We start from the raw sequence: 18218 nt of genomic DNA on the forward strand, positions 1-18218 counted from the left end.
GCCTCCTCGCGCGGTCTCCGGCCTCCCGCCGGAGACCGCGCCTCCGGCGAGCCCCCCCGAGGCGACCGGCCGGCGCCCTGCGGGAGCGGGCCCGCCACGTCCGGCCGCTCGCCGGTCCTCCAGGTGTCTTCAGAGCCCCGCCGGTGATCCGGTCGCCGGGAAAGCTCAGCTCGGCCCGTCGCCGTGCCGATAGGGGGCCGACATGCGCACCGCGCCGTGTCGAGCGCATCCCGCGCTTCGGCGGAGACAGGAGGAGACGATGGAGAGCGCCGTTTCCGCGCTGTTCTTCGCGCTGGCGGCGATGGTGGACTCCGTCGTGGCGGTCGCGGGCTGGCGGCGCCGGCACGTGACACCCGCGGTCGGCGCGGTCGCGGTCATCTCGGCGAGCAGCGCGACCTGGTCGGCCGTGGCCGTGCTGGGCTACCTGGTCGACGACCTCCGGCTGCTCCGGCCGGCGGGCGCCGTGGTCCTCATCGCGATCTCCGTCATGGTCGCGGCGTTCTTCTGCCTGTCGCTGGCGGTGGCCGACCGCACCTGGCGGTTGTCACGCGGGACGGCGCTGTGGCTGGCGGCCGAGCCCGCGCTCTTCCTGGTCGCGCTGGCGACCGACCCCTGGCACCACCTGGTCGTCACCTCGGTCGGATCAGCCGACCCCCGGGGACTCCCCGGAGTGCTCTCGCTGGGATTCGGCCCGGTGCTCTCGGCGCACACCGTCTACGGCTTCGCCCTGTACTCCGTCGCCGCGGTCCGCCTGGCCCACGGGTGGCTGCGCGGTCCGCGTCCCCAGCGCCGCCTGTACAGGGCCATCCTGCTGGGCCAGTTCCTCTCGATGCTGGCCGGGGTCCCCATCATCCTGTCGTCCGCGGGGATGATGGGCACGGGACCGGCCATGGGGATGCTCCCGCTCGGATACTGCGCCTCCGCGGTCCTGACCTACTGGGCCCTGGTCCGGAACTCGCTGCACGAGCTGGTGCCGGTGGAGCGGACCCGCGTCTTCGACATGCTCGGCGACATGGTCATGACGGTCGACGCCTCCGGCCGCGTCCTCGACCTCAACCCCGCGGCCGAGCGCCTGATCCGCCGGATCGCGCCGGACCTCCCGGAGCGTCTGACCGGGATCATGAGCACCGACGTCCTCGGCAGGGTGCCGGTGCTCGCCGACGGGGTGGAGACCGGCTACGCCCTTACCGACGCGCGCGGTGGGACGGTCGACCTGGACGTGCGGGTCAGCGTGCTGCGCGACCGCCTCGGCGAGGCCGCGGGGTGGGTGTTCGTGGCCCGGGACGTCACCGCCTTCAACGACCAGCGCCGGGCCCTGCAGCACGCCAACGAGCGGCTGCGCGGGCAACTCGCCGTCATCGAGGCCCTGCGCGCGGACCTGGCCGAGCAGGCGGTGCGCGACGCGCTGACCGGCCTGCACAACCGCCGGTATCTGATGGAGGCCCTGCGGCGCGAGATGCGCCTTGCCATCGCCGAGGACCGTCCGCTGAGCGTCGCCCTGCTCGACGTCGACCACTTCAAACGGATCAACGACCGCTACGGCCACGGCGCCGGGGACCAGGTGCTGGCGCGTTTCGCCGAACTCGTCGGCGGACACGTCGGGCCGGGGGACGTGCTGGCCCGTTACGGCGGCGAGGAGTTCGTCGTGGTGCTGCCCGGCGCCGCCGGCGAGCAGGCCTGGGAGCGCGTCGACGCCGTCCGCCGCGAGGTGGCGGCCGGGCCCGTGCCCGCCGGCGGGCACACCCTGCCGGTGACTTTCAGCGCCGGTGTGGCCGCCCTGACCGGCGTCTGCAAATCCGAGGAACTGCTGCACGCCGCGGACGAGGCCCTGTACGAGGCCAAACGCGCAGGCCGTAACCGGGTCGTGCTGGCGCCGCCGCCGGCGGACCCGGCCGCCGCAGCCTGAGCGCGGCTCAGGAGGCGTCGCGGGAGGCGGTGGCGGCGGCGCGGATCCGGGCGACGTGCGCCGCCAGCGTCTCGACGCCGAGCGGCACGGCCGCGTTCTTGAACTCCCAGCCCAGCCCGCGCAGCATGTCCATGCTGTCCCAGCCGGCGGCGAACTCGTCGTCGATCGAGTCCACCAGGTCGCCGAGCGCGTCCTCGGCCCGGTGGCGCATGACGAGGATCCGCCACTGCCCGAGGAACAGCCGGAACCTCTCCAGCAGCTCCCCCGCCTCGGTGACCTCGGAGACGACGTCGTGCAGCGCCTGGTTCACCCGCTGCGCCGTGGCGGCCGTCTCCAGCACGCTCTCCTGGACGGCGTCGCAGAGCAGCGGCACCTCGCGCAGCGAGGCCGGCGGCGCGGCGCCGTCCACGACCTCGGCGGCGAACGCGGCGACCATGTCGTTGTGCAGGGCGGACAGCGCGACCCGGAACCGCAGGTCCGCGACGTCCGAGCGGAGCGCGGCGAGCCGGGGGACCAGCCGCTCGAGCGCGTTCACCGCGGTGCGGGCCGGCTCGGCCATCACCCGGGCGACGTTGTGCAGCACCGGTGCGGTCTCGGCGACCATCGCGGAGGCGGTCTGGGCGGTGGCGACCGCGTGGTCGAGCCGGCGGGCGACCTCGAGCACCTGCGCGGACGACCGCACGAGGCGCTCGCTGAGAGTCCGGTAGCCCTCCAGCCGCTTCACCAGGCCGGTCAGGAGCGTCTCCAGCTCCCCGGCGCCGGCCAGCACCTCGGCGATCGGCCCCTGCGCTCCGGGGCGGGCATAGGTCGAGGAGGCCAGCCGGCCCCGGGTGGCGACCTCGGCGGTCAGCGCCGTGCTCAGGAACTCGTCGTGCGAGCCGAAGCCGAGCTCGCGCAGCGCGTGTTCGAGCCGTTCCATGCCGACCCGCGCCACCTCGCGCCGGTCCGTCCCGTCGCGCCCGGCCGCCTCGGCCTCCGCCTCGGCCACCTGCCGGTACACCTTCTCGACGGCGCCGAACAGGTCGGAGCGCGGCGCCACCCGGACCGACAGGAAGCCCTCCGCGCAGGGCGTCATGGTCGCGAAGACCCAGTAGCCGCTGCCGTCCTTGGCCAGGTTCCGGATGTAGGCCCCGGCCGGGCGCCCGGCGAGCAGGCGTTCCCACACCAGCCGGAACACTCCGGCCGGCATGTCGGGGTGGCGCACGATGTTGTGCGGGGCGCCGGTGAGCTCGTCGAGGGAGAAGCCGGAGACCCGGACGAAGACCGAGTTGCCGCTGCGGATCAGCCCGTTCCGGTCGGTCGTCGAGAAGAAGAGCTCATCCGCACCGATGATCTGCTCCGCCTCGCTGGGCACGGCCAATCCACTGAACGCCATCGTTCACCTCCCGATCGGCCGAGAGGCTATCAGCCGGTCACCAAGGTTCCTGACGCAACCGTCCGTAATCAGGTGCGGGTCCCGCATTGTCCTCGGATGATACGAATCAGCTGTGATGTACTGCACTTCCCGGTGGAGGCCGTCCTGATCATCACTGAGAGTGATAGAGGAGCGGAGGAGGGCGGCGTCCGCTCCCGCTCCACCGCCGTCCGCTCAGCCTTCCAGCATGAGTTCCAGCTCCAGCTCGTGCCGGATGGGGATGCCGTCCTCGCCGTGTTCGGGGATGCCGGGCTTGATCCTCCGCGCCGCGGTGACCGCGTCCCGGTGCAGCGCCACGAGGTCCCAGCCCTGCCGCTGGTAGAACCGGAGGGCGCGGAGGTCGTCGTTGGTCGTGACCAGCCAGGCGCGGTGGCACTCCGACCGCCGGGCCTGCTCCACCACGGCGGCCAGCAGCTCCGCGCCGACGCCGTGCCCGCTGATCGTGACCACCTCGCACTCGTTCCCGGCGAGGCGGTAGGTGGCCAGCCCGACGGCGACCCCGCCCACCTCCGCCACGAAGCCGGGCAGCGCGGTCGCGTCATGGGCCACCCCCCGCGACACCACGACCGGTGAACCGAAATCGGCGGTCAGCAGGCCGCGGGCCCATGCGGCGTCGGTGCGCTCGAACCGGCGGATCGTCGGGTCCATGCGGATCCCCTCCCTCTGTGAGGTCTCCCGCGGCGGGCTGCCGCACCGCCGTACCCCGGTCGTTCCCCGCCGGGGCGCGGGGTCCCGGCCGGGCGGGGAGCGCCGTACGGCGCCCGCCCCGCCGGCTCAGGCCGCGTACCGCGGGTAGCCGTAGCCGACGACCTCGGCCTTGGGCCGGACCCGCTGCTCGACCTTGCCGTTGCCGGTGTTGCCCTCGATCGTGGTGATGGTGCCGTCGCCGTTGTCCTTCTTGACCAGGCCGACGTGGTCGATCCCGTACAGGCTGTCGCCGCGCTTCCAGTCGAAGAAGACGACCGCGCCGGGGGTGGCCTCGGAGCCCCACCTGCCGTTCGCCTCGAACCACTTCGCGTAGGTGACGGTGTAGGCGTCCCAGCCCACGGTGGGCCGGATGCCGGCCTGCTCGCCCACCCAGGAGACGAACATCGCGCACCAGGGGGCGTCGGCGTAGGCCTCGACGTTGCCGCCGTCGCGCTCGACGGTCTCCCGCGCCCGCTGCGAGGACACGTACCAGCTCTGGAACTTGGTGCCGCCGCCGGAGGCGTTCTCGGTGACGCCGATCTGGCTCTCGGCGATCTCCAGCAGGTCCTGCGCCGTCACGCCGGGCGCCTTCTTCGCCGCGGCGGTGCCGGCGGAGGCCTCCGGGCCGGGGAGCAGGGCGCCGGCGGTCAGGGCCGCGCCGGCGGTGACGCCCGCCCCCAGGGCGGCGGCCAGGACACGGGAACGGGTGCTGAGGCGGGCAAGGGAGATCATGGAGAGGACCCTTCGTCGGGAGCGGGACGCCTCCGTGCCCGAGCTGCGGTTCTCGGGCCCGGCGGGCGTTCGGCCGTCGGCCGGGCTGTCCTTCTCCATCAAGCCCGCGGGGGGTGGCGGGGCGGGATGCGGAACGGGTGCCGTCCGGTTGCCCCGCCCGCCCCGCGCTCAGCCGATCCGGAGCACGGGCCCGCCCCGCGCTCAGCCGACGCGGAGCACGAGCTTGCCCCGGGCCCTGCCTCCGGCGAGGCGCTCGTGCGCGGCGCCCGCCTGCTCCAGCGGGAACACCTCCTCCACCTCGACCCGGACGTGGCCGCCGTCGACCAGTTCCGCGATGCGGGCGAGCGCGTGGCCGTCCGGCTCGACGAGGAAGGCACTCGCCCGCAGGCCGCGGTCCTCGGCCCGCCGGAGCAGGTCGGGGGAGACGCCGGAGGGGATGGCGAGCAGGAGCCCGCCGGGGCTCAGCACCTCCAAGGAGCGGGTGCTGGTGGCGTCGTGCTCGTCGCCGACCAGGTCGACGACCACGTCCACGTCCTTGACCGCCTGCTCGAAGCGGACCGAGGTGTAGTCGATCACCTCGTCGGCGCCGAGCCCGCGCAGCCACTCGTGCTTGCCGCCCCGGGCGGTGCCGATCACGTACGCGCCGAGGTGCTTGGCGAACTGGACCGCGAAGTGCCCGACGCCGCCCGCCGCGGCGTGCACCAGTACCCGCTGCCCGGAGCGGACCCCGGCCGCGTCCACCAGGGCCTGCCACGCGGTGAGCGCGGCGAGCGGCACGGCGGCGGCCTCCTCGTGGCTCAGCGAGCGGGGCTTGCGGGCGAACTGCCGGGACGGGGCGGTCACGTACCCGGCGTAGGCGCCGGCCGGGCGGGGGAACCACGGCATGCCGTACACCTCGTCGCCCGGGGTCAGCGTGTGCACGCCGAACCCGACCTCCTCCACCACGCCGGAGACGTCCCAGCCGAGCACGAAGGGCGGCTCGCCCAGGACGCCGGCCATGCCCCCGCCCCCGCGGGTCTTGACGTCGACGGGGTTGACCCCCGCCGCCACGACGCGGACCAGGACCTCGGTGGGCAGCGGCTCGGGCCGCGGCAGTTCCACGGTGCGCAGGACCTCCGGACCGCCGAAGGTGTCCTGGCTGACGGCACGCATGTGCGCCATGGTGCTTCCTCCTCGAGGAGTCGCTTGCGGTGATGCCGGGACGCTATCTCCGAGGCCCTGGTAACCCGCAAGGGCTCCTACTATCTATTGGAAAGCATTGAGATCCTATGGGAGGGACACGCCCATGGTCATGACGTGCACGACCGGCCGGCACGACAAGCACGACGTCTACGCCGCGCAGTGCCCCTGCCGGGGGGTGCTCGACCTGCTGGCCACCAAGTGGACCGCGCTGGCGATCGGCGCGCTGGAGGAGGGGCCGCAGCGCTTCGGCGCGCTGCAGCGCCGCCTGGAGGGCGTCAGCCCCAAGGTCCTCACCCAGACCCTGCGCCGGCTGGAGGAGGCCGGGTTCGTGGACCGCACGGTCTACCCGGCCGTCCCGGCGCACGTGGAGTACGAGCTGACGGAGCTGGGCCGCGGCGTCGCCGAGCCGCTGCGCGCGCTGCGCGGCTGGGTCGAACGGCACCTGGACGAGATCCCGCCGCCCCGCCCGGTGTGACGGCGCGGCGCCCGGGAGCGGCCCGGTCCGCGGGGCCGTGCGCGCGGCGGACCGGCCCGGTGCGGCCCCCGGCTCCCGGCGGGGGCCGCACCCGGCCGCCGCGCGGTCAGACGGCGGCGGGCCGCCCGGCGCCCATGAGCGCGAGGTAGCCGTCCTCCAGGGACGGCTCGGCCGGCCGGGCGGACGGGTCCGGAGGGACGGCCGCGACGACCCGGTAGCGCATGCCCGCGCCGTCCGGGACGGCGGAGACGATCCTGCCCGCCGACGGCGCGGGACCGGGGGTGGTGACCGTCCACACCTGCCCGCGGGCGCGGGAGACGAGCTCCTCGACGCCGCCCCGGAACACCGCCCGGCCCTCGGCCAGCACCGCGATGCTCCGGCAGGTCTGCGCCACGTCCTCGACGATGTGCGTGCTGAGCAGGACCGTCCGGTCCCCGGCGAGCCGGGAGAGCAGGGTGCGGAACCGGATCCGCTCCTCGGGGTCCAGCCCCGTCGTCGGCTCGTCCACGATGAGCAGGCGCGGGTCGGCGAGCAGTGCCTGGGCGATGCCGACCCGCCGCAGCATGCCGCCGGAGAAGCCGCCGAGCCTGCGGTCGGCGTCCTCGGTGAGCGCGACCGTCTCCAGCAGCTCGCCGATCCTGCGGCGCCGCGCGGAGCGGGAGTCGAGCCCCTTCAGCAGGGCGATGTAGTCCAGGAACCGCCGCGCGGTCAGGTCCGGGTAGACCCCGAGGTCCTGTGGGAGGTAGCCGAGCGTCCGCTGCACGGCCAGGCGGCCGCCGGGGGCCGTGACGTCGTGGCCGCCGACGAGGACCGTGCCGGAGGTCGGCTTCAGCAGCCCGGCCAGGATGCGCATCAGCGTGGTCTTGCCCGCCCCGTTGGAGCCGAGCAGGCCGTACATGCCGGTCGGCACGTCCAGGTCGAGGCCGTCCAGGGCGCGTACCCCGCCGCGGTAGGTCTTGGTCAGGCCGGAGATCTCGATGCGCATGTCAGGACTCGTTCCGTGAGGAGTGCAGGCGGACGGCGAGGAGCAGGGCGGCGGTGAAGGCGATCATCAGGGCCGTCCACAGGAGGGCGGTGGCGGGGGAGGCGGCCGGGCGGAGCACGTCGAAGGCGGCGTTCCCCCGCGCGGCGTGCCCGGACGGGTCGGCGGCGAAGAACCCGTACCAGGCGTAGTCGCCCTTCGCGGCCAAGACCGTGCGGGACAGGGTCGGCATCATGGAGGCCGGGATGAGGTTCCCCCAGAACCAGTAGGCGGCCAGCAACACCTGCAGCAGCAGCGACGGCACCAGCAGCTGCCCGGCGAACGTCAGCGCGCCGAGGAAGAGCAGGCACGGCACGCCGGCGGCCAGGAAGATCAGCACGGCCCAGCCGAGCGCGGCGGGCTCCCCCTCGGTGACCGCGTAGCCGGCGGCCCGGCCGAAGTAGGCGAGCGCGATCGGCACGGCGGTGGCCGCGCAGACACCCAGGTACTTGCCCACCAGGCGGCCGGTACGGCTTGCCGGGGCGGAGTCCAGCAGCGCGGCGACGCCGAGCCGCCGGTCGCGGGCGAGCCGGTCGGTGAGCAGGCACGCGTAGGCGAGCGGCAGCAGGACGAAGACCACCTCGGCCGCCGTGATCATGGCCTCCCTCGGGTCGTGGGCGCCGGCGCGGCCCAGGTCCAGCGTCCAGTAGCCGTCGTCGAGGACGACGAGCACCGCGAAGAGCAGGACGTGGGCGATCCACAGCGCCGGGCGGCGCAGCTGCATCCGGAACTCGTATCTCAGCGTCGCGGTCATCGGACCTCATCTCGGAGCACACGCTCGGCGTCGCCGAGCAGGAGCCAGGCCGCCGCGGCGAGCGGCAGCGCGGTGGACAGCAGCACCAGGCGGTTGACCGGCCAGTCGGCGGCGTCGGCCCCGTGCACGGTGGCGAACAGGTGGAACGCGCGCAGGACCGGGTCGTCCAGCAGGGAGGGGAAGAGCAGCTCCGCCGCCCAGACGGCGGTCACCACCGTGGTGGCCGCCCCGGTGTCCCGGAGCGCGGCCGCGGCGAGCAGCCCCAGCGCGGTCAGCCAGAGCGCCGGGGCGAGCCAGACGAGCTGGCCGGCCGGCCGGCCGTACGGCAGGTGGTCCCACCAGCCGGCGGCCATGAGCAGCGAGGAGAGCACCAGGGCGCACAGGGCCGTCCAGCCGGTCGTCAGGGCCAGCCGGCGCAGCACGGCGGCGCGGTGGCCGCCCGGCAGGGTCAGCCGCAGCTCGGTGACGGGGTCGCGGCGGGGCAGCCAGGCGGCCGTCACCCCGGCCAGCAGCGGCACGCCCGCCTCCACCCCGCCCAGCAGGAAGGCCGCGGTGGTCCCCTCCCGGGAGCCGAGCCGCTCGCCGAAGACGGCGAGCAGCCCGAGGAGGAGGGCGAGCACGGCGGGGCCCAGCAGCGCGGCGGGCCCCGCCCGGCGCAGCTCGTGCCTCCACAGGTCGACAGGTTTCATGACCGGTGGGTAGCGCGCCCGCGCCCGATCGGTTCACCCGTGCCGGCGAGCAGCAGGGCGGCCGCGGCGAGCACGGCCGCCGCCCCCAGGGTGAGCGGGCCGCTGCCCCACAGCTCGTGCACGTGCGAGCGGAACCGGTCCGGCACGGCCAGGTCGGCGGCCGCCAGGGCGGGCAGGCTCCACAGCGCGAGCGAGACCGCCACCGCGATCCCGGCGTTCCAGCGCACCGACAGCAGCAGGCTGAGCGCGGCCAGCAGCGCCATCGGGCCCAGCCACGACGCGACCAGGACGGTCAGTCCGGCGGGCGCCCCTCCGGCCAGGGCGAGCACGGCCGAGGCGAGCAGCGCCAGCGCCAGGTCGTAGGCGAACACGAGCGTGGCGCGGGCCAGCAGGACGACGCGGGGCGAGGTCGGCGTGGTGGCGACCACCTCGAAGGCGGCGTCCCGCTCGGGACCGTACAGGCCCGCGACGCCCGCCCCGGCGACCAGGGGGGCGGCCAGGGCCAGCAGCACCTGCGAGCCGTCCGGGTGGCCCGTGGCCGGGACGAGGACCACGCACACGGCCATGACCAGGAACGAGGTGCACCAGATCGCGGGATGCAGCAGCCGGGCCTCCATCAGCAGCAGCCCCCACGCCCGGCGCGGCGCCGGTACGGCGTGCAGCCCCGGATCCGCGAGGCCGCCGTCGAGCGCGGAGGCGTGCAGGGCGGCGCGCACGGCCTCCGGCGCCGGGGGAGGCGGCGGCAGGTCCTCGCCCATCCCGTCCAGCTCAGGCCAGTCGTTCATCCAGGCACCCCCTCAGGGTCACGCGGGCGTGGTGGAGCCGGCTCTTGACCGTGCCCACCGGGATGTCCAGCACCTCGGCGATCTCCTGGTGGGCCAGATCGCCGAGGACGGCGAGCACGACGACCTCGCGCTGCGCGAGCGGCAGCCGGGCCAGCGCCCGGTGCACGCGGTCGCCGCCCACGGCCAGGTCCTCCGGGCCGGGTGCGGGGGCGGCGCCGTCGCCCGGCTCGGCCGCGAGCGGGGGAGGGGCGCCGCGCAGCCGGTTGTGCGCCTGCCGGCGGGCGACGCCGAACAACCACGTGCTCACGGCGGACCGGCCCTGGTAGGAGGGCGCCGAGCGCCAGACGGCCAGCAGCGTGTCCTGGAGGATCTCCTCGGCCGTGCCGCGGTCGCCGGCGAGCCGGTAGAGGAACGCGAACAGCGGCCCGGCGTAGCGCTCGTACAGCTCGGCCAGCGCTCCGGCGTCGCCGCCGGCGATCCTCGCCAGGGCCCGCGCGTCCTGCTCGGCCCGCCCGGCCGTACGGTCGTGGCGCGGCGGCATGGTCTCCTCGGTTCGTGCGTCCATCGGCCGGTGAGTAGCGCCGGTCCCGCTCCGGGGTTCAAGCCGGCGCCCGCGGGATCCTCCCGGCCGGGTCCGGTCCACGGGCGGGCCGGGTCCGGTCCGCGGGCGGGCCGGGTCCGGTCCGGGGGCGAGTCGGGTCAGGTTCACCGGCGGGCCGGGCCAGGACGGAGCGCATCGCCCAGGACGGACGAAGTCCCAAATAGTAGTAATTTCATCCCCATGCGACTGGGCGTTCTGGATGTCGGTTCCAATACGGTGCACCTGCTGGTGATGGACGCCCATCGGGGAGCCCGTCCGCTGCCCGCCTACTCCCACAAGGTGGAGCTCCGGCTGGCCGAGCACGTCGAGCGCACCGAGGGCGGGGACCGGCTCTCCGGGACCGGGGCCGCCCTGCTGCGCGAGTTCGTCGGCCAGGCCCTGCGGATCGCCGAGGACAAGGGCGTCGAGGACCTCATGGCGTTCGCCACCTCGGCGGTCCGGGAGGCCGTCAACGGCGAGGAGGTGCTGGAGGGGATCAAGGCCGACACGCAGGTGGACATCCAGGTGCTCTCCGGGCAGGACGAGGCCCGGCTGACCTTCCTGGCCGTGCGGCGGTGGTTCGGCTGGTCGTCCGGGCGGCTGCTGGTGCTGGACATCGGCGGAGGGTCGCTGGAGATCGCCTCGGGGATCGACGAGCAGCCGGACGTGGCGGTCTCGCTCCCGCTGGGCGCCGGGCGGCTGACCCGTGACCGGTTCACCGCCGACCCGCCGCCCGCCGAGGAGGTGCGGGCGCTGCGCCGGTACGTGCGGACGGAGATCGCCCGCTCCGTGGGCGACGTCGCCCGGTACGGCCGGGCCGACCACGCGGTGGCGACGTCCAAGACGTTCAGGCAGCTGGCGCGGATCGCCGGGGCCGCGCCCTCCTCCGAGGAGGAGCGCGTGCGCCGCGTGCTCCGCCACGACGCCCTGGTCGGGTGGGCCGGGAGGCTGGCCGAGATGGACGCGCGCGAGCGCATGGAGCTGCCGGGGGTGTCGGCGGGGCGGGCCCGCCAGCTGCCGGCCGGGGCGATCGTCGCCGACGCGGCCATGGACCTGTTCGGTGTGGCGGAGCTGGAGGTCTGCCCCTGGGCGCTGCGCGAGGGGGTCATCCTGCGCCGCCTGGACACGCTGCCCGGCTGACGTGCCGTCACACCCGCCTTGCGGGAAGGTTTACCGCCCCTTTGTGCGGTAAGAGCGCACTGTTATGAACGGCCTACAGGTGGAAGGCGCCGCGCGCAGAGCGGCGAACAGTCAGGCGCTGGACAGGCTGGCCCGCCTGGGCTTGGCCTGCCGGGGCGTCCTCTACGGCTTGATCGGCTTCCTGGCGCTGCAGATCGCCTTCGGCGGCGGCAGCGGAGGCCGGGAGGCCGACAAGACCGGCGCGATCGAGATGATCCGGGAGCAGCCCTTCGGCACCGTGCTGCTCTGGTTGATGGCCGTCGGTTTCGCCGCACTGGCCCTCTGGCAGCTCTCGGAGGCGGTGATCGGCCGCGGGCGGACCAAGGAACGGGTGGAGTCGGCCGCGCGCACCGTGGTCTACACGCTGGTCACGGCCGCGATCCTCGGGCTCCTGCTCCGCGGCGACGCCGGGGGCTCCACCGACGAGCATTCCAAGGACCTCACCGCGAAGCTGATGGAGGCGCCCGGCGGCCAGTTCCTCGTCGGCCTGGCCGGGCTGGGCCTGATCGCCCTGGGCGCCTACTGGCTGCACAAGGGATGGAAGAAGAGGTTCCTGAAGGACCTGCGGACCGGTGAGATGCCGCCCAAGGCGAGGGAGCTCGCCGAGCGGCTCGGCACCGCCGGCTACCTGGCCCGCGGGGTGATCGCCGCGGTCGCGGGCGTCTTCGTCCTCCAGGCGGCGGTCACCTACGACCCGGACCGGGCCAAGGGCATCGACGCGACGCTCCGCTCGCTGGCCGAGACCCCGGCGGGCCCGTGGCTGCTGGGGATCGTCGCGCTGGGCCTGCTGCTGTTCGCGGTCTACTGCTTCTTCGAGGCGCGCTGGCACCGGGTCTGACCCCGCCCACCGGAGCCGGAAGCCCGCCCTCCGGGCGGGCTTCCTACGGCGAGGCGGGCGCGCGCACCATGAACACGTCCACCGGATCCTCCGCCTCGAGCGCGAAGCCGTGCCGCTCGTACAGCCGCCGGGCCGGACTGCCCTGGAGCACGTTCAGCCGGACCACGATGCCCTCGCGGTCGCACCGCTCCAGCAGCCTCCGCAGCACGGCCCCGCCGATGCCGCCGCCCTGCAGGTGGGGAACCAGGTAGAAGTGCTCCAGCCAGTGGGCGTCCTCGGCCGGCCGCAGCGCCACGCAGCCCGCGAACGCGCCGCCCACCTCGATCACCCAGGTGTGCGCCGGAGCGAACCCGTCCCGCAGCCGCTGCCGCACCCGCTGCTCGTCGTACCGCCCGAGCCGCTCCAGATCCGCCCGCAGCACCACGGCCCGCAACCCGGCCACCGCCTCGACGTCCGCCGCCGAAGCCGGCCGGATCTCCCAACCCCCCATGATCGCCAGACTATCGCGCAGCGCTTCTCCCGCTCCGGCCGGCCTTCCGGCTCCGCGGAGGAGGAAGGCGGTCACCGGCCGGACGGCACCGGAGGACCGGCTTCCCCCGGACGACCGGCTTCCTCCAGGCGACCGGCTTCCTCCGGAGATTCCGGTGACGTGGGAGCGCGCACGTGGTGGCAGGTGCGCGCACGCAGGAGAAAGCCGCCTCGGCAAGTCCGGGCTGACTATCCGGTAAGCCAGGTCATTCCTACTTTTCCACGACATACGGTCCTGCCGGGCTCCGCGTCTTCCCAGAGTCGCGGACAGCATCGGGAGGGCCGTATGGACTTGTCGGAGTACGACAGAGGATTCGGCGGATTCGGCGGATTCGGCGGAGGCCACGACGGGGAGCGGGCGATCCGCCTGGCGGGCTCCCCTGAGCAGGTGATGAGGGCCCGCCGCCTGGTCTCGGAGACCCTGGGGCGCGACCACCCCCTGCACGACGACTGCGTCCTGCTGACCAGCGAGATCGTCACCAACGCGGTGGTGCACTCCCGCTCGGGCCGGGGCGGGGCGTTCGTCGTGGGGATCTCCCGCACGGCCGGGGGCGTGCGGGTGCGGGTGCGGGACGAGGGCTCGGCCTCGGCGCCCTGCGTCTGCCGTGCCTCGGACGAGGCCACCGGAGGGCGGGGCCTGCCGCTGCTGGAGGCGCTGGCCCACCGGTGGGGACTGGTCCGCCACGCGGAGTCCACCGAGGTCTGGTTCGAACTCGTCCTGGAGCGGGCCGAGCTGCCGAGGGTCCGTCTGGCCCGCGTCGGCTGACCGCCCCGGGCATCGCCCCCGCGGGACCCCGCCCGCCCCCGGCTCGACGAAGGCGTACCAGGCCGTGACCGCCGTCGTCCCGAGGGCGATGGCCATGGAGCGCCGGGCCGACCGGAACCGACAGTTCTTGCCGGGAGACGGCGGGACGATGGTGAAGGCTCGTGACCGGTCGCTCAGTGGGAATGTCCGTCAGCGGGGTGACCGCCGCCATCCAGACGGATGATGCTGACCGTGTGGCCGTGCTGATGCTCATATCGGCTCAGCAGTTGCTCTGCGATCTCCATTTCCGACCGTGCGGCTTCTGCGTCGCCATGGAGTTCCATGACTTTACCCAGGTTCCATGACGCACGACCGACCCCGTACTGATCGCCGAGGCGTCTGAACATCGCACGTGCCTCTCGGTGGAGTCGCAGCGCCTCGTCGATCATGCCGACGCAAGCGTGCGCGTTGGCGAGGCTGGTGGTGGCAAGAGCGTAGGAGAAAAGATCGCCCCAGCGTTCCAGATCCCCCGCTCCTCTCTTGAGCTCCTTGAGGGCGAGATCATGGTCCCCCGCTCGCCACAGGGAGGAGGCCAGATTGACCCTGGCCAGAGCGCCGTCGGCTCTCTGCCGAAGCAGATCATGGGCGTTCGCCGCTTCCCGCTGACATCGGATGGCGTCTTCCAGACGGCCTGAATCCGCCCATACATTCCCCAGGGCGGCCAGCGCTCGTGCTCGGATGCCGGCATCGCTCTCCCGCGCGAGTTCTTCCGCGGAGATCAGGTGCTGCTCCGCTTCACAGAGGTGTCCCAGACGCCACAGGGCACTGCCGAGCCCGATGCCGGCCATGGCCCTCTCGGCGGCTCCGCCCGTTTCGCCGAGGATCTCAAGCGCCCGCCGATGGTGGGCCACCGATTGCCGGAAATCCCTTGCGGCCCACATCGCCTCGCCCAGATTCAATGCGGTCAGGCCCCTGGTCCGGTCGTCCACACAGGTGCTCGCCTCCTTCGCGGTCTCCGCGGTCCTCACCCAGTCCGAGTGGCGGAGCCGCTCCTTGAAGTAGGGAGCCATCAACAGGGACAGGCGGCACGCCTCCCTGTGCCGGCCTAGACGGGCGGCCAGCTGGATGACACCGACCGCCGAAGTCCGTTCCCGGTCCATCTCTGAGAGGAGGTGTGCTCTACGCTCGACGAGCGTCTCATCGTCCGGGAGAGCCTCTCCGCCCAGCGACTCCGTGACCGAGGACGCGAGTTCCTCGTAGTAGGAGAGGACGCGGTCCGTCGCCTCATCGTGTTCCTGCGCGTACTCGGGATCCGAAGCGAGGGAGAGACCGAAGGAACGGACGAGATCATGCATGCGTATCCAGGCGGGACCGGCCCCCATGATCAGTAAATGCGCTCTCCGGAGTTCACCGATCAGATCCTCGGCACGGTGGAGCGGACGGTCGAGCAGCGCCGCGCAGGACGCCACACTGATGTGACGCCCCGGATGTGAGGACACGAGGCGGAACGTCCTCTGCTGCTCGGGGTCCAGATGTTCATAGGACAAGCTCAGAGACCGGTCCACCGCGGTGTCGCCGAACCTCGTCCGGTGGCTGCGCAGCCGCATGTCGGCCATACGGTCGATCAAGGAGTCGATGGTCGCCGAGGGCTCGGCCGCTATCAGGGCGGACATGATGCGAAGAGCCAGGGGCAGGCGGTCACAGAGCCGAGCCAGTTCAGCGAGCTTGACCCGGTTTCCGGCCTGACGGGGGAGGTGGCCGATCGTGTGCCTCACCGCGGAGGTGATCAGAGTGGTGGACGTCTCGGTGTTCAGGGCGTCCAACCGAACCAACCGGACTCCGTGCGCGTCCGCGTGCGCCTGTCTGCTCGTGGCCAGCAGAACATGGGGTGCGGGTGGCATCAACTCCGCCAGTTGCCGGGGATCCGCGATGTTGTCGGCGAAGATCAGCATCCTGCCGCGTTCGGCTTCCACACGTTCCGCCTCCTGGTGGTAAAGCCTCAGCTTCGCCTCAGGGGTACGCGGTATGTGCCGGGGGGAGGTCCCCATCGCGGGGAGGATCCCCGCCAAGGCGGCGTCGGTGTCGACGCGTCGTTCAGCGTCGTACCCCTGCAGGTTCAGGAAGAGGAGCCCACCCGGAAACCACCTCGACTCGACGCACCGTCGGGCGACCTGAACGGCGAAAGCCGTTTTCCCCACCCCGGCGGCACCGACGACGAGGAGCGCTCCCCTGAAGTCCCTGTCCGGGTGGAGAACGCCGCAGGTGCCGCGGAGACGGCCGTTCCGGCCCACGAAGATCTCTGCAGCGAGCTGCGGCGGAAGCCTGTCGAGGACGAGGGGGGTGCCGACACCTGCGCCGTCCATGCGGCCGGCGGCCGCAGTCCTGGGACGGGAACCCTGTACGTCTCTGATGCCCTGGGCTCTGCGCAGCCATATTTTCCAGTGATCCTCGTACAAGCGCCCCTGGATGCGATGCCCCGGATGGAGCTCGTCCACGCTCTTCCGCAGATCGCCCAGGCGGATGAGGGTTCGGACCAGCGAGAGGAGCTGGGGAGCCTCCGGGAGTTCGTCTCCCCGTATCCAGGCGCTGACGCGTCGGTTGGCGGGCCGCCTGTTCCTGTCCAGAAGGCTTGCTTCCCGCGCGGCGTGGAACTGCGTCAGTTTGCCGCCGGTGCGGGCTCTGTAGCCGGCGGCGGAGGCCTTCCAGAGTTCTTCCAGACGATCGGAGACGATCGCATTGCGACGCGCGCGATCGGGTCTTTCAGGTCGCCCCATGCCCCGCTCCTCCTGATTTCCGGCGTGTTTCCGGCGCGGATCCGGTCACCGGTCCGCTTCCGGGCCGTCCACCAGCGGATTCATCCGGTCCCGTGACGACCGAGGTGGACCTGGTCGGGCGCCGGTCGTTCACTCGCGGCAGATGCCGTCGGAAAGTCCGGCGTCGTGATCCGTCAGCGTCACCGAACCTGGTCAAGGGAGACATGATGCTCACCACCATCACCCTCAGCGTCCTGCTCGTTCTGCTCACCTCGGCGGTGCTCCTGGCAACGCTTGTGGGCGTCGTCACCGGCCTGCTGTCCAAGATGGGGGGCATGACCGGGACCTCGGCGATTCTGAGGGGCGGTGTCGCCTTCGGGGGGACCCTCACCCTGCTTCTCGCCGTTATGACGTTCGTGAGCACTCTGGCGGGCTGAATCCCGGTGGCGCTCATGCTGGGGACGTGCCGTGACCGAGGATGCGCAGCGGGCGGGACCGCGGTCGGAGAACCCGCCCGCCGGGACGCGGACCGAAGCGTCATGTCCCCATCTTCAGCCGGACGCCTCCCGCCGACCGGCATCGATGCCGAACGGTGACAGTTCTTCTCCGGACGGTTATCTCGGACCGCACGGGATGATGGGTGGCCGCGCCGGGTCCCGTGGAGCGCATCACGGGCTCCGCGGAATCCGGCGCGGTTCGCTGATCAGAGGTAGAGGCCGGTGGAGGCGTCCTGGGCGGCGCGGCGCGCCACGCCGTCGCGCAGGGCGAACAGCTCGGCGAGGGTGGCGCCCGTCGCGGGCACGCCCTCGGCGCCGCCGAGCCAGGCCGCCGCCTCCTCGTACGGCAGCGCGCCCACCTCCAGCTGGGCCAGGCACCGGCCGGGACGGACCACGGCCGGATGGAGGCGGGCCAGGTCCTCGTTGGTGGTGATGGCCACCAGCACGTCCCGGCCCTGGCCCAGGAGGCCGTCGGTGAGGTTGAGCAGGCGGGACAGGCCCTGCCCGGTCGCCTCCTTGGCGCCGTTCCTGATCAGCTCGTCGCAGTCCTCCAGGACCAGGAGCCGCCACTTCTCGCCGCTCTCGTCGGACTCCGAGCCGACCGCGACCTCCATCAGGTAGCCGGGCGAGCTGAACAGCCTCTCCGGGTCCAGCACGCAGTCGACCTGGCACCACGACCGCCACTCGTGGGCGAGCGTGCGCAGCAGCGTGGTCTTGCCGGTGCCGGGCGGGCCGTGCAGCAGGAGCAGCCTGCCGTGCACGTCGTCCGGGGTGAGGGACATCAGCCGGGACAGCGGCTCGTGCAGCGCCCGGGCGTAGTTGCCGCGGACGTCGGGCCAGCGCGAGGTGGTGATCGGCCTGCCGGAGCGGCGGCTGCCGTGCCCGCCGTGCCACCAGAAGCCCATCTCCACGTGCTCGCTCTCCGGGACGGGCTCCGCCGCGTCCTTGATGGTCTCCTCGACCACCGAGCGGGCGAGCTCCTCGCTGACCGCGGTCACGCTGACCGTGGCGGCCCGGCTCTTGTAGCGGATCACCCGCAGCGTCCAGCCCTCGCCGGTCACCAGGCGCGAGTCGCGGCCGTCCTCCTCCCGGGCGGCCCGGACGAGGGTCCCGCCGGAGGGCATGAGCGGCGCGCCCGCGCGCACGCGCTCCAGGGTCGCGGTGCGCGCCCAGGGCTGGGCGCCGGTGGCGAACGGGGAGAGCGCGAGGGCGTCGATGACGTCCACCGCGGTGTCGCCGTCGTCGAGCCAGATGTTCATCGGCAGCTCGGAGGCGGGCTGCTCGGGTGCGAAACGGACCTCCTTCAACACGGACATGCCGGTAATGATCCCGTCTGCGCCCCCGGAGGTCGATGGGTTTTCCGGTTTCCGCCCGCCGGGCCGGCGCCGTACGGTCCCCGACCCGGGCGCCGTACGGCGCGGCGCGAGGCCTTCCCGCGGGGCCGGCGCCCGTG

The 18218-nt window shown here is 73.3% G+C and carries 18 protein-coding genes; 6 read left to right on the top strand and 12 right to left on the bottom strand.

The features are described 5' to 3' along the window. Positions 1–259: 259 nt before the first annotated feature. Positions 260–1906, top strand: a complete 1647-nt coding sequence (locus ACFOWE_RS17425) for a diguanylate cyclase (protein ID WP_377288917.1) — start codon at positions 260–262, stop codon at positions 1904–1906. A gap of 7 nt (positions 1907–1913) precedes the next feature. Here ACFOWE_RS17425 and ACFOWE_RS17430 read toward each other — a convergent pair whose 3' ends face one another. The 4 genes from ACFOWE_RS17430 to ACFOWE_RS17445 form a co-directional block, all read right to left on the bottom strand. After that, the gene (locus ACFOWE_RS17430; RefSeq protein WP_377288919.1) at positions 1914–3281 is read right to left on the bottom strand and encodes a PAS domain-containing protein; all 1368 of its coding nucleotides are present in this window, start codon (positions 3279–3281) and stop codon (positions 1914–1916) included. A 213-nt stretch (positions 3282–3494) separates the two neighbouring features. Next, a complete protein-coding gene (locus ACFOWE_RS17435) occupies positions 3495–3968 on the bottom strand; it encodes a GNAT family N-acetyltransferase (RefSeq protein WP_377288921.1) in 474 nt (157 codons plus the stop codon). A gap of 126 nt (positions 3969–4094) precedes the next feature. Continuing rightward, on the bottom strand, positions 4095–4739 hold the full coding sequence (locus ACFOWE_RS17440) for a CHAP domain-containing protein (RefSeq protein ID WP_377288923.1): 645 nt from the start codon (positions 4737–4739) through the stop codon (positions 4095–4097). Positions 4740–4940: 201 nt separating this feature from the next. Next, the gene (locus ACFOWE_RS17445) at positions 4941–5900 is read right to left on the bottom strand and encodes an NADP-dependent oxidoreductase (protein WP_377288925.1); all 960 of its coding nucleotides are present in this window, start codon (positions 5898–5900) and stop codon (positions 4941–4943) included. Between the two features lie 124 nt (positions 5901–6024). Between ACFOWE_RS17445 and ACFOWE_RS17450 the strand changes: the two genes are divergently transcribed. Next, positions 6025–6396, top strand: coding sequence for a winged helix-turn-helix transcriptional regulator (locus ACFOWE_RS17450; protein ID WP_377288927.1), 372 nt, complete (start codon positions 6025–6027; stop codon positions 6394–6396). Between the two features lie 106 nt (positions 6397–6502). On the opposite strand, the gene ACFOWE_RS17455 is transcribed toward ACFOWE_RS17450, so the two are convergent. The 5 genes from ACFOWE_RS17455 to ACFOWE_RS17475 are packed head-to-tail and all read right to left on the bottom strand — an operon-like array spanning position 6503 to position 10210. Continuing rightward, a complete protein-coding gene (locus tag ACFOWE_RS17455) occupies positions 6503–7381 on the bottom strand; it encodes an ABC transporter ATP-binding protein (protein ID WP_377288929.1) in 879 nt (292 codons plus the stop codon). Position 7382: 1 nt separating this feature from the next. After that, entirely contained in the window at positions 7383–8171 is a 789-nt protein-coding gene (locus tag ACFOWE_RS17460; protein ID WP_377288931.1) for a hypothetical protein, read from the bottom strand. Next, the gene (locus tag ACFOWE_RS17465) at positions 8168–8860 is read right to left on the bottom strand and encodes a hypothetical protein (protein ID WP_377288933.1); all 693 of its coding nucleotides are present in this window, start codon (positions 8858–8860) and stop codon (positions 8168–8170) included. Before ACFOWE_RS17465 ends, ACFOWE_RS17460 begins: the two co-directional genes overlap by 4 nt. After that, positions 8857–9645, bottom strand: coding sequence for a hypothetical protein (locus ACFOWE_RS17470; RefSeq protein WP_377288935.1), 789 nt, complete (start codon positions 9643–9645; stop codon positions 8857–8859). The genes ACFOWE_RS17465 and ACFOWE_RS17470 overlap by 4 nt, the downstream gene beginning before the upstream one ends. Further along, positions 9629–10210: an RNA polymerase sigma factor gene (locus ACFOWE_RS17475; protein ID WP_377288937.1), complete on the bottom strand. Its 582-nt coding sequence runs from the start codon at positions 10208–10210 to the stop codon at positions 9629–9631. Before ACFOWE_RS17475 ends, ACFOWE_RS17470 begins: the two co-directional genes overlap by 17 nt. Before the next feature lie 216 nt (positions 10211–10426). Between ACFOWE_RS17475 and ACFOWE_RS17480 the strand changes: the two genes are divergently transcribed. Continuing rightward, the gene (locus ACFOWE_RS17480) at positions 10427–11365 is read left to right on the top strand and encodes a Ppx/GppA phosphatase family protein (protein WP_377288939.1); all 939 of its coding nucleotides are present in this window, start codon (positions 10427–10429) and stop codon (positions 11363–11365) included. 64 nt (positions 11366–11429) lie between these two features. Beyond that, entirely contained in the window at positions 11430–12242 is an 813-nt protein-coding gene (locus ACFOWE_RS17485; protein WP_377288941.1) for a DUF1206 domain-containing protein, read from the top strand. Positions 12243–12285: 43 nt separating this feature from the next. On the opposite strand, the gene ACFOWE_RS17490 is transcribed toward ACFOWE_RS17485, so the two are convergent. After that, positions 12286–12732, bottom strand: coding sequence for a GNAT family N-acetyltransferase (locus ACFOWE_RS17490; protein ID WP_377288943.1), 447 nt, complete (start codon positions 12730–12732; stop codon positions 12286–12288). 324 nt (positions 12733–13056) lie between these two features. Here ACFOWE_RS17490 and ACFOWE_RS17495 point away from each other — a divergent pair, with 324 nt between their 5' ends. Continuing rightward, the gene (locus ACFOWE_RS17495) at positions 13057–13536 is read left to right on the top strand and encodes an ATP-binding protein (protein WP_377288945.1); all 480 of its coding nucleotides are present in this window, start codon (positions 13057–13059) and stop codon (positions 13534–13536) included. 173 nt (positions 13537–13709) lie between these two features. Here ACFOWE_RS17495 and ACFOWE_RS17500 read toward each other — a convergent pair whose 3' ends face one another. Continuing rightward, positions 13710–16289 carry a hypothetical protein gene (locus tag ACFOWE_RS17500; RefSeq protein ID WP_377288947.1) on the bottom strand — a complete coding sequence of 860 codons (2580 nt, stop codon included), beginning with the start codon at positions 16287–16289 and terminating at the stop codon, positions 13710–13712. A 203-nt stretch (positions 16290–16492) separates the two neighbouring features. Here ACFOWE_RS17500 and ACFOWE_RS17505 point away from each other — a divergent pair, with 203 nt between their 5' ends. Then, positions 16493–16705 carry a hypothetical protein gene (locus ACFOWE_RS17505; protein ID WP_377288949.1) on the top strand — a complete coding sequence of 71 codons (213 nt, stop codon included), beginning with the start codon at positions 16493–16495 and terminating at the stop codon, positions 16703–16705. 266 nt (positions 16706–16971) lie between these two features. On the opposite strand, the gene ACFOWE_RS17510 is transcribed toward ACFOWE_RS17505, so the two are convergent. Further along, the gene (locus tag ACFOWE_RS17510; protein WP_377288951.1) at positions 16972–18081 is read right to left on the bottom strand and encodes a DUF5925 domain-containing protein; all 1110 of its coding nucleotides are present in this window, start codon (positions 18079–18081) and stop codon (positions 16972–16974) included. Between the last annotated feature and the right edge of the window lie 137 nt (positions 18082–18218).

Origin of the sequence: Planomonospora corallina, assembly GCF_042650625.1 — a bacterium.
Lineage (GTDB): Bacteria > Actinomycetota > Actinomycetes > Streptosporangiales > Streptosporangiaceae > Planomonospora_B > Planomonospora_B corallina.